At 74.0% G+C, this 15,113-nt stretch carries 11 protein-coding genes and 1 riboswitch; of the genes, 6 read left to right on the top strand and 5 right to left on the bottom strand.

Annotation, left to right across the window (positions count from 1 at the left end; all coding sequences use genetic code 11):
• Positions 1–41: 41 nt before the first annotated feature.
• Together OG455_RS32325 and metH are read right to left on the bottom strand one after the other, a co-directional pair.
• Positions 42–746 carry an HAD family phosphatase gene (locus tag OG455_RS32325; protein ID WP_266299832.1) on the bottom strand — a complete coding sequence of 235 codons (705 nt, stop codon included), beginning with the start codon at positions 744–746 and terminating at the stop codon, positions 42–44.
• Positions 747–837: 91 nt separating this feature from the next.
• A complete protein-coding gene (gene metH / locus OG455_RS32320; RefSeq protein WP_266299831.1) occupies positions 838–4,371 on the bottom strand; it encodes a methionine synthase in 3,534 nt (1,177 codons plus the stop codon).
• A 531-nt stretch (positions 4,372–4,902) separates the two neighbouring features.
• On the opposite strand from metH, the gene OG455_RS32315 reads away from it, so the two are divergent.
• A complete protein-coding gene (locus tag OG455_RS32315; protein WP_266299830.1) occupies positions 4,903–5,745 on the top strand; it encodes an alpha/beta hydrolase in 843 nt (280 codons plus the stop codon).
• A 66-nt stretch (positions 5,746–5,811) separates the two neighbouring features.
• Here the strand turns inward: OG455_RS32315 and OG455_RS32310 are convergent, their stop codons facing one another.
• Complete coding sequence (locus OG455_RS32310) at positions 5,812–6,438, bottom strand: disulfide bond formation protein DsbA (protein WP_266299829.1); 627 nt, start codon at positions 6,436–6,438, stop codon at positions 5,812–5,814.
• Between the two features lie 283 nt (positions 6,439–6,721).
• On the opposite strand from OG455_RS32310, the gene OG455_RS32305 reads away from it, so the two are divergent.
• Complete coding sequence (locus OG455_RS32305) at positions 6,722–7,510, top strand: phosphodiesterase (protein ID WP_266299828.1); 789 nt, start codon at positions 6,722–6,724, stop codon at positions 7,508–7,510.
• 102 nt (positions 7,511–7,612) lie between these two features.
• Here OG455_RS32305 and OG455_RS32300 read toward each other — a convergent pair whose 3' ends face one another.
• The gene (locus OG455_RS32300; protein WP_266299827.1) at positions 7,613–8,755 is read right to left on the bottom strand and encodes a phosphoribosylaminoimidazolecarboxamide formyltransferase; all 1,143 of its coding nucleotides are present in this window, start codon (positions 8,753–8,755) and stop codon (positions 7,613–7,615) included.
• Between the two features lie 31 nt (positions 8,756–8,786).
• A riboswitch (ZMP/ZTP riboswitch) is annotated at positions 8,787–8,872 on the bottom strand.
• Between the two features lie 199 nt (positions 8,873–9,071).
• On the opposite strand from OG455_RS32300, the gene OG455_RS32295 reads away from it, so the two are divergent.
• From OG455_RS32295 to OG455_RS32280, 4 genes are all read left to right on the top strand, one after another.
• The gene (locus tag OG455_RS32295; RefSeq protein WP_266299826.1) at positions 9,072–9,848 is read left to right on the top strand and encodes a GNAT family N-acetyltransferase; all 777 of its coding nucleotides are present in this window, start codon (positions 9,072–9,074) and stop codon (positions 9,846–9,848) included.
• 44 nt (positions 9,849–9,892) lie between these two features.
• Positions 9,893–10,777 carry an SGNH/GDSL hydrolase family protein gene (locus OG455_RS32290; RefSeq protein ID WP_266299825.1) on the top strand — a complete coding sequence of 295 codons (885 nt, stop codon included), beginning with the start codon at positions 9,893–9,895 and terminating at the stop codon, positions 10,775–10,777.
• A gap of 275 nt (positions 10,778–11,052) precedes the next feature.
• Positions 11,053–12,237 (top strand): PAC2 family protein, encoded by a 1,185-nt coding sequence (locus tag OG455_RS32285; protein ID WP_266299824.1) that lies wholly within the window; start codon positions 11,053–11,055, stop codon positions 12,235–12,237.
• Positions 12,238–12,595: 358 nt separating this feature from the next.
• Complete coding sequence (locus OG455_RS32280; protein ID WP_266301038.1) at positions 12,596–13,621, top strand: slipin family protein; 1,026 nt, start codon at positions 12,596–12,598, stop codon at positions 13,619–13,621.
• Between the two features lie 160 nt (positions 13,622–13,781).
• Here OG455_RS32280 and mshC read toward each other — a convergent pair whose 3' ends face one another.
• Positions 13,782–15,011: a cysteine--1-D-myo-inosityl 2-amino-2-deoxy-alpha-D-glucopyranoside ligase gene (gene mshC, locus OG455_RS32275; RefSeq protein WP_266299823.1), complete on the bottom strand. Its 1,230-nt coding sequence runs from the start codon at positions 15,009–15,011 to the stop codon at positions 13,782–13,784.
• Positions 15,012–15,113 lie beyond the last annotated feature (102 nt).

Below are 15,113 nucleotides of genomic sequence, written 5' to 3'. Positions count from 1 at the left end.
GAGCGTTTCCAGGTGACTTCCAGATGACGTCCAGGCGCCGCTCAGACTCGGGCGGCGACCACCGAGCGCAGCAGGTCGAGGTCCAGCTCGGCCAGCGAGCGCAGCACGGTGCGCCCGGGCGCGGCGGCGATCGGCGCCACCGAGGGCACCGCGATCACCGGGCAGCCGGCCGCCTCGCCGGCCTCGACGCCGAGCGGCGCGTCCTCGATCACCACGCAGCGCGCGGCCTGCGCGCCGAACCGGGCCACCGCGGCCAGGTACGGGTCGGGGTGCGGCTTGGTGCGGGCCACCTCGTCGCCGGCCACCGAGAAGGCGAACGGGTGGTCACCGAGGTTCTTCAGCACCAGGTCGATGATCCGCCGGTGCGAGGCGGAGACCAGCGCGGCCGGGATCCGGTGCTCGGACAGCAGCGCGAGCAGCTCGCCCGCGCCGGGCATCAGCGGCGCGCCGCCGTCCAGCAGCTCGACGAAGCGCGCGTTGATCCGCACCGTCAGCTCGGCCGGGCTCAGCTCCAGGCCGGTGACGGCGACCAGGTAGTCGATCACCCTGGTCATCGGGCCGCCGACCACGTGCGCCCGGTGGGTGTCGTCGAGCGGGTGGCCGAGCTCGGCGAAGAGCGAGGCCTCGGCCTGCCACCAGTACTGCTCGGTGTCGACCAGCGTGCCGTCCATGTCCACCAGGACCGCCTGCGGGACCGGGCCGCCGAGCGCGGCCGGGTGCACTGCGGTGGTGTCGACGGTGGTCATCCGGCACGCTCCTTCACTGCTCGACCCCGCTCCGGCGGAGCGGGGTCGTCCAGGATACGCGCCGCGGGGCGAACGGCATGCGACCGAGGAGTTACCGCGCGTTGAAGTACTTCGCCTCGGGGTGGTGGATGACGATCGCGTCGGTGGACTGCTCCGGGTGGAGCTGGAACTCCTCGGAGAGCACCACGCCGATCCGCTCCGGCTTGAGCAGCTCGGCGATCTTCGCGCGGTCCTCCAGCTCCGGGCAGGCCCCGTAGCCGAGCGAGAAGCGCGCGCCGCGGTACTTCAAGGCGAACATGTCGCGCACGTCCTGCGGGTCCTCGTCGCCGAAGCCCAGCTCGAAGCGGACCCGGGCGTGCCAGAACTCGGCCAGCGCCTCGGCGAGTTGCACGGACAGGCCGTGCAGCTCCAGGTAGTCGCGGTAGGCGTCCGCCTTGAACAGCTCGTTGGCGGCCTCGGAGATCCGGTTGCCCATGGTGACCACCTGCAGGCCGAGCACGTCGCGCTCGCCGCTCTCCTCCGGGCGGAAGAAGTCGGCCAGGCAGAGCCGGCGGCCGCGGCGCTGCCGCGGGAAGGTGAACCGGGTGTGCTCGCTGCCGTCCTCGTTGTAGACCAGCAGGTCGTCGCCCTTGGAGGCGGCCGGGAAGTAGCCGTAGACCACGGCCGCCTCCAGCCAGCCCTCGGTCTGCAGCCGGTCCAGCCACATCCGCAGCCGCGGCCGGCCCTCGGTCTCCACCAGTTCCTCGTAGGAGGGGCCCTCGCCGGTGCGCGCCGCCTTCAGGCCCCACTGGCCCTTGAAGAGCGCGTCCTCGTCCAGCCAGGAGGAGTAGTCGGCGAACGGGATGCCCTTGACGATCCGGTCGCCCCAGAACGGCGGGGCCGGGACCCGGTTGTCCACCGAGACGTCGGAGCGGATCTGGCCGAGGTTGATCTCGGGCTCCGGCTCCTGGACCTCGACCCGCGCGTGCCGGCGCTGCTTGAGCTCGGGCAGCACCGCGCCGGGCACCCCGCGCTTGACGCCGATCAGCGCGTCCATCAGCCGCAGCCCCTCGAAGGCGTCGCGGGCGTAGCGGACCTCGCCGTCGTAGATCTCGTGCAGGTCCTGCTCGACGTAGGCCCGGGTCAGGGCGGCGCCGCCCAGGATCACGGGGTACTCAGCGGCCAGCTTGCGCTGGTTGAGCTCCTGGAGGTTCTCCTTCATGATCACGGTGGACTTGACCAGCAGCCCGGACATCCCGATCACGTCGGCCTGGTGCTCGACGGCCGCGTCCAGGATCGCCGAGACCGGCTGCTTGATGCCCAGGTTCACCACGGTGTAGCCGTTGTTCGACAGGATGATGTCGACCAGGTTCTTGCCGATGTCGTGCACGTCGCCCTTGACTGTGGCCAGCACGATGGTGCCCTTGCCCTCGTCGTCGGACTTCTCCATGTGCGGCTCCAGGTGGGCCACCGCGGTCTTCATCACCTCGGCGGACTGCAGCACGAACGGCAGCTGCATCTGGCCCGAGCCGAAGAGCTCGCCGACCACCTTCATGCCGGCCAGCAGCGTCTCGTTGACGATCGCGAGCGCCGGACGCTGCGTCAGCGCCTCGTCCAGATCGGCCTCCAGGCCCTTGCGCTCGCCGTCGATGATCCGCCGCTGCAGCCGCTCCTCCAGGGGCAGCGCGGCCAGTTCCTCGGCCTTGGAGGCCGCGCTGGAGGCCGCGCTGACGCCCTCGAAGAGCTGGAGCAGCTTCTGCAGCGGGTCGTAGGCGGGCTCCCCGTCGGCGGCCGGGCGGCGCCGGTCGTAGACCAGGTCGAGGGCGACCTCGCGCCGCTCCTCGGGGATCCGGGCGATCGGAAGGATCTTGGCGGCGTGCACGATCGCCGAGTCGAGGCCGGCCTCGACGCACTCGTGCAGGAAGACCGAGTTGATCACCTGGCGGGCCGCCGGGCTGAGGCCGAAGGAGATGTTGGACAGGCCCAGCGTGGTCTGCACCGCGGGGCGGCGGCGCTTGAGCTCGCGGATCGCCTCGATCGTCTCGATGCCGTCGCGCCGCGACTCCTCCTGACCGGTGCCCAGGGTGAAGGCGAGGCAGTCGACGATGACGTCGTGCTCGGCGATGCCGTACTCCGCGCCGAGCTGGTCGATCAGCCGCTCGGCGATGGCGACCTTGGTCTCGGCGGTGCGGGCCTGGCCCTGCTCGTCGATGGTCAGCGCGATCACCGCGGCACCGTGCTCGCGGGCCAGCGCGGCGACCTTGCCGAAGCGGGTGTCGGGGCCGTCGCCGTCCTCGTAGTTCACCGAGTTGAGCACGGCGCGCCCGCCCAGCAGCTCCAGGCCGGCGCGCAGCACGTCGGTCTCGGTGGAGTCCAGCACGATCGGCAGCGTGGAGGCGGTGGCCAGCCGGCCGGCGATCTCGCGCATGTCCGCCACACCGTCGCGGCCGACGTAGTCGACGCACAGGTCCAGCAGGTGGGCGCCCTCGCGGATCTGCTCGCGGGCGATCTCCACGCAGGCCTGCCAGTCGCCGGCCAGCATCGACTCGCGGAACTTCTTCGAGCCGTTGGCGTTGGTCCGCTCGCCGATCGCCAGGTAGGAGGTGTCCTGGCGGAACGGGACCGGCTGGTAGAGCGAGGCGGCGGCCGGCTCGGGGCGCGGGTGGCGCTCGGTCACCGGGCGGCCCTGGACCCGCTCGACCACCTGGCGCAGGTGCTCGGGGGTGGTGCCGCAGCAGCCGCCGACCAGCGAGAGGCCGTACTCGCGGGTGAAGGTGTCGTGCGCGTCCGCCAGCTCCTCGGGGCTCAGCGGGTAGTGCGCGCCGTCCTTGCCGAGCACCGGCAGACCGGCGTTCGGCATGCAGGAGAGCCCGATCCGGGCGTTCTTGGACAGGTAGCGCAGGTGCTCGCTGTACTGCTCGGGGCCGGTGGCGCAGTTGAGCCCGATGTAGTCGATGCCCAGCGGCTCCAGCGCGGTCAGCGCCGCTCCGATCTCCGAGCCCAACAGCATGGTGCCGGTGGTCTCCACCGTCACCTGGACCAGCACCGGCAGGTCCAGGCCCGCCTCGACCAGCGCCGCCTTGCAGCCGAGCACCGCCGCCTTGGTCTGCAGCAGGTCCTGGCTGGTCTCCACCAGCAGCGCGTCGGCGCCGCCGGCGATCAGGCCGGCCGCGTTCTGCCGGAAGCCCTCGCGGACCACCTCGAAGGTGATGTGGCCCAGGGTCGGCAGCTTGGTGCCGGGGCCGATCGAGCCCAGCACCCAGCGGGTACGGCCGTCGTCGTAGGAGTCGGCGACCTCGCGGGCGAGCCGGGCGCCGGCCTCGGAGAGCTCGAAGACCCGCTCGGGGATGTCGTACTCGGCGAGCGCGGCGTGGTTGGCACCGAAGGTGTTGGTCTCCACGCAGTCCACGCCGACCGCGAAGTACGCCTCGTGCACACCGCGCACGATGTCGGGCCGGGTCACGTTGAGGACCTCGTTGCAGCCCTCCAGCTCCTGGAAGTCCGCGAGCGTCGGATTCTGGTCCTGCAGCATCGTCCCCATCGCGCCGTCGGCGACGACGACCCGGCTGGCGAGGGCTTCGCGCAGCGCGGTGGCGCGGGCCTGGTGGACGGCGGTCTGAGCGTCTGCGGGGGCACTGGCGGCCATGGGGCTACTCCCTGGGTGCGACGGCTGTCGGCTATGCGCTCCCTCCGAACGAGGGCGCACCCCGCCAGCGTATCCGGCCCGGCGGCCTGCGATGGGGGCCATTCCGCATGGTGGGCCATCAGAGGGAGGGGAGGCGTCACCTTGAAGGGCGGGGAGGGGTTGCGTTCGCGGCCGGCGGCCGCGCGGCGTGACGGCCGCTCCGGCCGTCGGCAGCACCAGGGCGACACGTCCTCGCACCACCGACGCCGACGCCGACGCCGACGCGGGCGCCGGCGCGGGCGCCGCCGGTGCGAGCGCCGTCAGGCCCGGCGGCGAGCGGAGCGCCCTCGCCACCGGCTCGCGGCCGGGGGGCACGACGCGGTCCGGCTCGGCCACGCCCGTGGGGCTACGCGCACAGCGCGGCGGGGCGGCAGGCCTCCGGGGTGGCGCTGTACACGCACTTCACGGCGGCGGCGACAGCGGCGGTGGACTGGGAGGCCCACCGGCGAAACCGGTGCCGGGCGGCGCGGCCTGAGCCGTATCGTGGGCCACATGTCCGATGATCTACTGTCTGATGATCTGCTCGATGTGACGCCACGTCAGGTGGCCGGTGGCGGCCTGGTGTACGAGGGGCTCGACTACGCGGCGGTGCCCGGGTTCCGACCGCTGCTGCTGGACCTGCACCTGCCGCCGGTGGCGGCGGCAGGGGCCGGCCCGGTGCCGTTGGTGGTCTGGGTGCACGGCGGCGGCTTCCGGTACGGCGACCGGCGCCGGCCGCCGGAGACGCTGGCGCCCGGGGCGCTCTGGGCGGCGCTGACCGGAGCGGGGATCGCGGTGGCGACGGTCGACTACCGGCTCTCGGGCGAGGCCCGGTTCCCGGCGCAACTGGCCGACGTGACGGCGGCGGTGGAGTTCCTGCGGCGCAACTCGGCGGCGCTGGGGCTGGACGCCGGGCGGGTCGCGCTCTGGGGCGAGTCGGCCGGCGGCACGCTCGCGGCGCTGGCGGGGTTCGCCGAGCCGGACGCCTTCGCGGCGCTGGTGCTCTGGTACCCGATCACCGATCTGCTGGCCCGCCGGCCCGACCGGGCCGACTCCGCCGAGGGCCGGCTGCTCGGCGGCCGTCCCCTCGATCTGCCCGAACTGGCGGCGCAGGGCAGCCCCGTGGCCCGGGTGCCGGCCGCCGGGGCGCCGCCGGTGCTGCTGCTGCACGGGACGGCGGACGCGGTGGTGCCCAGCACGCACAGCGAGCGGCTGCACGAGCTGCTCGTCGCGGCGGGCGGACGCACCGAGCTGCGGCTGGTGCCCGGCGCGGACCACATCTTCGAGGGGTACGGGCAGGTGCCGGCCCTGCTGGCCGAGTCGGTGGCCTTCCTGGCGCGCGAGCTGGGCCGCTGAGGCGGCGGCCGAACCGACGGCGGCCCGCCCGGCGCGGTGCGCGGGGCGGGCCGTCGTCGGTGCCGCTCAGCTGAAGTCGAGCCCGCCGGTGCGGGTCCGCTTGAGCTCGAAGAAGTTCGGGAAACCGGCCAGCAGGCGGGCGCCGTCGAAGACCTTGACCGCCTCCTCACCGCGCGGGATCGCGCTCAGCACCGGGCCGAAGAAGGCGACGCCGTCGATGTGGATGGTCGGGGTGCCCACGTCCTCACCGACCGGGTCCATGCCCTCGTGGTGGCTGCGCTTGAGCGCCTCGTCCCACTCGGTGCTGTGCGCGGCGGCGGCGAGCTCGGCCGGCAGGCCGACCTCGGCCAGTGCGGCCGGGATGACCTCGTCGAAGTCCTTGTTGTCCTGGTTGTGGATCCGGGTGCCCAGCGCGGTGTAGAGGTCGCGCAGCACCTTGGGCCCGTGCTGCTCGGCCGCCGCGATGCAGACCCGCACGGGGCCCCAACCGCGCTCCAGCATCTCCTTGTAGCGCTCGGGCAGCTCCTCGCGGCCCTCGTTGAGCACGGACAGGCTCATCACCTTGAAGCTGAGGTCCAGGTCGCGGTGCTGCTCGACCTCCAGGATCCAGCGGGAGGTGATCCAGGCGAAGGGGCAGATCGGGTCGAAGTAGAAGTCGACCTTGGTGGTCCGGTCCTGCTCGGAAGTCGTCATGGGCCCAACGATAGGCCGCTGGTCCGGCGCCCGTGAGACCGATCCGGGGTCGCGGTCACGGTTTCCGGCCAGTCGGCGGGGACTTCGTCCAGTGGTCCGCGCCAGGCGTGCGGTGAAAGGGCGGGTGACGGGACTGGTCACGGCCGCCCACCGGCCTGCCGGCTCGCCGTCCGGGCGGATTCTGGCCGGATCCGGCCCCAGGGCCCGGTGCCGACGGAGAGGCCATCCTGACGGGGCCTCAATCCACTTGCCCGGCGCCGGTGCGCCGAGTGAGAGTGCCCTCATGAGCACCCTCGCCGTCGCCCACCTCAGCGACACCCACATCACCACAGGACCGCTCGCGGCCGAACCCGCCACCGGCCTGTACCGCGCCCTGGGCCGGATCCTGGCCCTCGATCCGCGCCCGGGGTGCGTGGTGATCACCGGCGACCTCACCGAGGCCGGGCGCCCCGAGGAGTACGCGGCGCTGCGCGAGGTGATGGCCGGCTTCCCGCTGCCGCTGCACCTGGTGGCGGGCAACCACGACGACCCCGAGGCCTTGGTCGCGGCCTTCGGCGGCACGCCGCTGCTGGGCGGCGGCAAGGACACCCACTACCTGGTGGAACACGACGGACTGAGCCTGGTGGTGCTCGACTCCCGGCTGCCCGGCAGTCCGGCCGGGCAGCTCGGCCCGGAGCAGCTCGCCTGGCTGGACCAGGTGCTGGCGGCCCGCCCCGAGGTCCCGGCCGTGGTCTGCGTGCACCACCCGCCGATCGCCCTGGGCATCCCGTTCATGGACGGGATGCGGCTGGAGAACGGCCCCGAGCTGGCCGCCGTGCTCGCCCGCCACCCACGCGTGGTGCGGGTGCTGGCCGGGCACCTGCACCGGGCGATCACGGCCCCCTTCGCCGGCAGCACCCTGGCGGTGGCGCCCAGCACCTACCGCCAGAGCACCCTGACCCTGCGCGAGGACCGGCAGATGGGCTACCTGCACGAGCCGACCGCGTTCCTGCTCCACCTGCCGGCCGAGGGCACCTGGGTCACCCACACCGTCCCGGTCAGCGGCGCGGCGGAGCTGACCGGCGCGTTCTGAGCGGCGTGTGCTGAGCGGCGTGTGCTGAGCTGCGTGTGCTGAGCGGCCCGTGCTGAGCTGGGTGTGCTGAGCGGCCCGTGTGAGCCGAGCGGCACGGCGGCCTCAGTGGTGGAAGAGCCGCAGGCCGGTGCGGGCCAGCGTGATGCCGTGCTCGCGGCAGGCCTGCTCGACCTCCGCCGAGCGGACCGAGCCGCCCGGCTCGGCGATGTGGGTGACGCCGTGGCGGGCGGCGTGGTCGACGTTGTCGCGGAACGGCAGGGCGCCGTCGGAGGTGAAGCGGACATCGGTCAACCCGGCCAGCCAGAGCGATCGCTGACGGTCGGTCAGCTCGGGTGCCGGTGCGGCCAGCAGGTCGGCGGCCGGCGTCTCGCCCTCAAGGTGGCGCAGTTGCCAGTTGATCCGGTCCTGGCGTCGCACCTCGGGGCGGAACTCCAGTGCCCGCACCGCCGGATGGCGGCGCAGCCACCACAGGTCGGCCTTCGCGCCGGCCAGCCGCGTGCAGTCGACCCGCGACTGCTGACCGGCGCCGATGCCCACCGTCACCCCGTCCCGCACGTAGCAGACCGAGTTGGACTGGGTGTAGCGCAGCACCGCGAGCCCGAGCAGCAGGTCGGTGACCGCGGCCGGGTCGAGCTCCTCGCCCGCCGCGGGGCGCAGCAGCTCGGGGGTGAGGTCGACCTGGTCGCGCTCCTGCTCCAGGCGCAGCCCGTACACCTGGCGGGCCTCGCGGGCCGGCGGGCGGTAGGCGGGGTCGGCGGCCAGCACCAGGAACCGGCCGCCCTTCTTGCGGCCGAGCCGCTCGACGACGCCGGGGTGGTAGTCCGGGGCGATGATGCCGTCGCAGACCACGGTGGCCAGCAGCTCGGCGAGTTCGGCGTCCACCGGGTGCGAGAGGGCGGCGAAGTCGCCGTAGGAGGACTTCGGGTCGGCGTCCCGGGCGCGCAGGTAGGCGCTGGTGACCGCGCCGAGACCGGCGGGGCCCACGCCGTGGAGCTCGGCGGCGGCCTCGTCCACCGGCCCGGCCAGGGCGGCGCCCGCCGGCGAGACGTGCTTGAAGGAGGCCGCCGCCACCTGCCCGCCCAGGGCCCGGCTCGCCTCGCCGACCAGCTGCCAGGCGTTCAGCGCGTCGAGCAGGTTGATGTAGGACGGCTCGCCGTTCAGCACCCGGACCGGCACCTCGCCGGGCCGGACCGGCACCACCGGCGCGGCCGTCTGGTGCGGGTTCATGCCGTAGCGCAACTTCACGGGGTTTCCTCCTCAGCGGTCGGTTCGCTGACGGAGGCGCCCAGGCGGTCGACGCTCGCATCGGATCAGCGGCCGCTCCCCGGTGGTGTCCCACCCTCGCCAGTCGCGGCCGGGTCGCAGTATAGGGAGGAAGTGATCACCCGGGGAAGGCCGCGCGGGGCCGGGAGCGCCGGGCCCACGGCGCGGGCGGCGGGGCAGGTGGCCAGGGCGGGGGCAGCGAGCCAGGGCCGGGGTCAGGCGGCCGGGGCGAGGGCGAGCGGCCGGGTGGGCCGGTTAATCGGTTGCCGCCCCCGCGCGCCGCTGCTGAGCTGGGGGGATGGACAACGACGAGGTACTGGCACGGTTCGACCGCGAGGGCCGGCAGGAGGTGCCGCCGGACGGCCCGGGCGCGGTGGTCGAACGGGTCGGCGCCGTGGTGCGGCACGACGGCGGCGAGCACGGCTGGAACGGCGTGCTCTGGTCCGACCTGGACGAGCACGGCGCCGACGCGGCGATCGCCGAGCAGGTGCGCCACTTCGGCGGCCTGGGCCGGGAGTTCGAGTGGAAGCACTACAGCCACGACCACCCCGCCGACCTGCCCGACCGGCTGCGCGCGGCGGGTTTCACACCCGAGCCGCCCGAGACCCTGATGGTCGCCGAGGCCGCCGCGCTGGCCGGCCCGGTCGAGCTGCCGGAGGGCATCCGGCTGCGCACCGAGACCGACCGGACGGCTATCGAGCTGCTCGGCCGCACGCACGTACAGGCCTTCGGCAGCGACGGCGGCCGGCTCACCCGCCGCCTGCTGGACCAACTGGCCCAGGCCCCGGACTCCCTGGAGGTGGTGGTCGCGCTGGCCGGTGACGAGCCGGTCAGCGGCGCCCGGCTGGAGCTGCTGCCCGGCACCTCCTTCGCCGGGCTGTGGGGTGGCGGCACCGCGCCGCAGTGGCGGGGCAGGGGGATCTACCGGGCGCTGGTCGCACACCGCGCGCGGATCGCGGTCGACCGCGGCTACCGCTACCTCCAGGTGGACGCCTCCGACCAGAGCCGTCCGATCCTGGCCCGGCTGGGCTTCGCCGCGCTGAGCGTCACGACACCGTTCAACTACCAGCCGTAGCCGATCAGGCACCCAGCGTCGCAATTCGGCTAGCATGCGTCGCCATGATCCCTCTGCGCACGGCCGCGCCGCGCCACCGCCCGCTCGCCCACCACGGCGCCCCCGCAGGCCGCCGCACCGCCGCCCGCCGGCGCGCCGCCGCCGCGCTGGCGGCCCTGCCTCTCCTGCTGCTCGCCGCCGCCGCGCCCGCGGCGGCGGACCGGCCGGGCTATGTCGCCCTCGGCGACTCCTACGCCGCCGGGGTGGCGGCCGGCGCCTACGACCCGGCCAGCGGCGACTGCCACCGCAGCTCCCGCGCCTACCCGGCGCTCTGGGCCGCCGCGCACCCCGACGGCGGCTTCCTCGACCTCGCCTGCAGCGGCGCCGACACCGCGGAGGTGCTGGCCCACCAGCTGCCCCGACTGCCGGCCGGCACCGGCACGGTGACGCTCACCGTGGGCGGCAACGACCTCGACTTCACCGACGCGGTGGTGGGCTGCCTGCAGCCGCTGACCACCGAGGCCAAGTGCACCCAGGCACTGGACCACGCCGCCGAGCTGCTGCGCGACCAGCTGCCGGGCCGGCTCGACCACCTGCTCGGCGCCATCGACCAGGCGGCGCCGGCCGCCCGGGTGGTGCTCACCGGCTACCCGCACCTGCTGCAGGAGCAGGCGGCCGGGAGCTGCTGGGCCGGGACCGACGACCGCCGGGCCCGCTTCAACCAGCTGACGGACCGGCTGGACGACCTGATCCAGCAGCAGGCCGCCGCTCACGGCGCCCGGTTCGCCGACCCCCGCCCCGCCTTCACCGGGCACGGGGTCTGCGCCGCGCACGGCACCGAGTGGATCACCGGGCTGGTCCTGCTCGACCTCTGGGAGTCCTTCCACCCCACGGCGGACGGGCAGTCGCAGGGCTACCTGCCGCCGGTGGCCCAGGCCCTGGGCGGCTGACCACCGCCGGCCGCGGGCGGGTCCGGCCGATAACCGGTGGCACCCGCCCGGGCCTGCGGTCGAGACTGTCCGCACGTGCGTCCTGCTGGTTCCCCCCGGGGGCCGCGGCGGGTGTGCGGCCCGTCGGGATCGGCGCGCATCAAAGCCCGTAGGCTGGGCAGGTAGGGTCCGTGGAACGGCGCGTTCCACGTGGTGAGGAGAGCAGTCGGCAGCCGACCGACCGCGACCGTCCTCGGGCGGGGAGCGCGGCCTGGCCGGCCGGAGGGAGACGCTGGGTGATCGAGTTGGAAGACGTTCCCGAATTGATCGACCCGGTCATGGTCTGCGCCTTCGAGGGCTGGAACGACGCGGGCGACGCCGCCTCCACGGCGGTCGGACACCTGGAGGACACCTGGGGCGGCAAGGTCTTCGCCGCCCTGGACGCGGAGGACTACTACGACTTCCAGGTCAACCGGCCCACGGTCTGGCTGGACGGCGGGGTGCGCCGGATCACCTGGCCGACCACCCGGCTCTCCGTGGTCCGGGTGACCGAGCCGACCACCAGGGACCTGGTGCTGGTGCGCGGCATCGAGCCGAGCATGCGCTGGCGCTCGTTCTGCAACGAGCTGCTGGGCTTCGCCCACGAGTTGGGCGTGGAGCTGGTGGTGATCCTCGGCGCGCTGCTCGGCGACACCCCGCACACCCGCCCGGTGCCGGTCAGCGGCGTCACCTCGGACGCGGCGCTGGCCCAGCGGCTGGACCTGGAGGAGAGCCGCTACGAGGGTCCGACCGGCATCGTCGGCGTGCTGCAGGAGGCCTGCGCGCACGCGGGCGTCCCCGCCGTGACGCTCTGGGCCGCGGTGCCGCACTACGTGGCGCAACCGCCGAACCCCAAGGCCACGCTGGCGCTGCTGAACAAGCTGGAGGACCTGCTCGACCTGCGGATCCCGCCGGGCGAACTGCCCGACGACGCCCGCGCCTGGCAGCTGGGCGTGGACCAACTGGCCGCCGAGGACAGCGAGGTGGCCGAGTACGTGCAGCAGCTGGAGGAGGCCCAGGACACGGCCGAGCTGCCGGAGGCCAGCGGCGAGGCGATCGCCCGCGAGTTCGAGCGCTACCTGCGCCGCCGGGACAACCAGGGCCCGGCCGGCGAGAAGCCGCTGCCCGGGCGGACCATCGCCGAGCGGCCGCTGGACGGCCCCGCGGGCGAGGCGGGGACGGGCGACGCGGGGCCGGGCGACGCGGGGCCGGGCGAGTCGGGGACGGGCGAGTCGGGTACCGCGGGGGCGGGCGACGTGGAGTCGCAGGGCGAGGACGCCGACGGGAGCGCCGGCGGTGGCGGTGCTGACAGCACCGACGCCCCGGGCCGGGAGACCCGTGCGGCGGTCGAGGACGAGGACGAGGACGAGGTGACGGACGGCGAGGGCAGGGGGGCGGCGGACGGCGGCCAGGGCGCCGATGGCAAGGGCAGCACGCACTGACCGGCGCGCCGCCGAGGGGTCGCCGAGCGGCGGCCGACGGGTGGTGAGCGGGACCGACGAGTGGCGGCCGACGGGCGGGTGGCCGACGGGTGGTGAGCGGGACCGACGAGTGGCGGCCGACGGGCGGGTGGCCGACGGGTGGTGAGCGGGACCGACGAGTGGCGGCCGACGGGCGGGTGGCCGACGGGTGGTGGTCGATGACCGGCGTCGGGCAGCCGCCGGTCATCGACCTCGACCAGTCCACCCGTCAGGACCGATACCTGTCAAGGGTCTAGACCTCTCTCCGCCAAACCCACCCATTCCGGCCGCGGAGTACGGTGGAGGTCCGAAGCGGTGCGGGCCGAGGTGACCAGCGATGATGATCGTCGATGTGGTGCTGGGGGTGGTCATCGGTGCCGCCGCGCTCGGCGCGGTGCTGACGGCGCTGAGCGTGCGGGTGGTGCAGCAGTTCCAGCGCGGGGTGGTCTTCCGCTTCGGCAAGGTGCGCTCGGAGGTCCGCGCGCCGGGCCTGGTGGTGCTGATGCCGGTGGCCGACCGGATCCGCCGGGTGAACGTGCAGATCGTGACCATGCCGGTGCCGGCCCAGGAGGGCATCACCCGCGACAACGTCACGGTCCGGGTCGACGCCGTCGTCTACTTCCGGGTCGCCGATCCGGTGCGCGCCACCATCAACGTGCAGGACTACCAGTTCGCCATCTCCCAGGTCGCCCAGACCTCACTGCGCTCGATCATCGGCAAGAGCGAGCTGGACGACCTGCTGGCCAATCGCGAACCGCTCAACCAGGGCCTGGAGCTGATGCTGGACAGCCCCGCGATGGGCTGGGGCGTGGAGATCGACCGGGTGGAGATCAAGGACGTCGCGCTGCCCGAGTCGATGAAGCGCTCGATGGCCAGGCAGGCCGAGGCCGACCGCGAGCGGCGGGCCCGGATCATCACCGCGGACGGCGAGTACCAGGCCTCCAAGCAGCTCTCCGAGGCCGCCTCGATCATGAGCAAGACTCCGGCCGCGCTCCAACTGCGCCTGCTGCAGACGGTGGTGGAGGTCGCCGCCGAGAAGAACTCGACCCTGGTGCTGCCGTTCCCGGTGGAGCTGCTGCGCTTCCTGGACAGCGCGACCCGCACCCACGAGGACCGGCGCGAGGACCGGCGCGAGGACCGGCGCGAAGAGCTCGCCGACCGGCGCGCGCCGTCACCGGCCGCCGAGTCGCCCGCCGCCGGAGCCCCCGCCGCCGAGGTCCCCGGTCAGGAGGCGCTGGTGCTGGACCTCCCGCTGCCGCCGATCCCGCCGGTCGCCCCAGTACCGCCCGTCGCCCCCGTACCGCCGGGTACCCCGTCCCCGGTCAGCGGGACCTCGGTCAACGGGTCCGGCACCGCGCGGCAGTAGGCACTGCGCTCGGCCTGGAACGCCGCAGGGCCGCCGATCGGGGATCCGGTCAGCGGCCCTGCGCGTGGTGCGGGTTCGTGCGGTGCGGGTTCGTGCGGTACGGGTTCGTGCGGTACGGGTCCAGGCCCTGTCCGGCCCCCGGCCTCCGTAGTCAATACACCTAGAGCGCGACGCCCAGCAGCGCGTCGACCGCGCGGGAGACCAGGCCGGGGGCGCCGGTTTCCTCGCCGCCGGTGGCGGCCTGCTGCTCGGCCCAGCGGTCCACGGCGGCCAGCGCGGCCGGCGTGTCCAGGTCCTCGGCGAGCGCGGCGCGCACCTCGGCGAGCAGTTGCTCGGCCGGCGGACCGTCCGGACGGGAGACGGCCGCGCGCCAGCGGGCGAGCCGCTCGATGGCCTCGTCGAGCGTGGTCTTGGTCCACTCCCAGTCGCTGCGGTAGTGGTGCGAGAGCAGCGCCAGCCGGATCGCCGCCGGGTCGACGCCGTCGCGGCGCAGCGCGGAGACGAAGACCAGGTTGCCGCGCGACTTGGACATCTTGTGGCCGTCCAGGCCGACCATGCCCGCGTGCACGTAGGCGTGCGCGAACGGGTGGGTGCCGGTGGCGCTCTGCGCGTGCGCGGCACCCATCTCGTGGTGCGGGAAGACGAGGTCGCTGCCGCCACCCTGGATGTCGAAGGACATGTCCAGGTGCTTCAGCGCGATCGCCACGCACTCGATGTGCCAGCCGGGCCGGCCGTGGCCCAGCTCGGTGTCCCAGGCCGGCTCGCCCGGGCGGGCCGCCAGCCAGAGCAGCGCGTCAAGCGGGTGCCGCTTGCCCGGCCGCTCCGGGTCGCCACCGCGCTCGGCGAAGACCGGCAGCATCTCCTCGCGACTGAGCCCGGAGACCTCGCCGAACCGCGGGTCGGCCTCGACGGAGAAGTAGATGTCGCCGTCCAGCTCGTAGGCGGCGCCACTGGCCAGCAGCTTCTTGACCAGCGGGACGATCCACGGGATCGACTCGACCGCGCCGACGTAGTGGGCCGGCGGCAGGATCCGCAGCGCCGTCATGTCCTCGCGGAAGAGCGCGGTCTCCCGCTCGGCCAGCTCGGTCCAGTCCTGCCCGGTGGCGACGGCGCGCTCCAGCAGCGGGTCGTCGACATCGGTGACGTTCTGGACGTACCGGACCTCGTGTCCGGCGTCCCTCCAGACCCGCTGGATCAGGTCGAAGGCGTTGTAGGTGGCGGCATGGCCGAGGTGGGTGGCGTCGTACGGAGTGATGCCGCAGACGTACAGGCGGGCGGTCGGGCCGGTGGGCACGACCTCTCGAATCGCACCCGCGGCGGTGTCGTGGATGCGCAGGGGGAGTCCCTGACCAGGCAGGGCGGGAACCTCGGAGGCGGGCCAGGCATGCATGAAAATGACTCTAACCTTGCGATCATTTGAAAGGCCAACCAGTGCGCTGAATCGGCCGAAATGAGCGCGCGCTCACACCGGACCTCGTGCGGTCGCCCGCGG

Source organism: Kitasatospora sp. NBC_01287, from assembly GCF_026340565.1.
Classification (GTDB): domain Bacteria; phylum Actinomycetota; class Actinomycetes; order Streptomycetales; family Streptomycetaceae; genus Kitasatospora.
The sequence above is the reverse complement of the archived record's forward strand: the minus strand, read 5'-3'. Positions and strand labels throughout refer to the sequence as shown.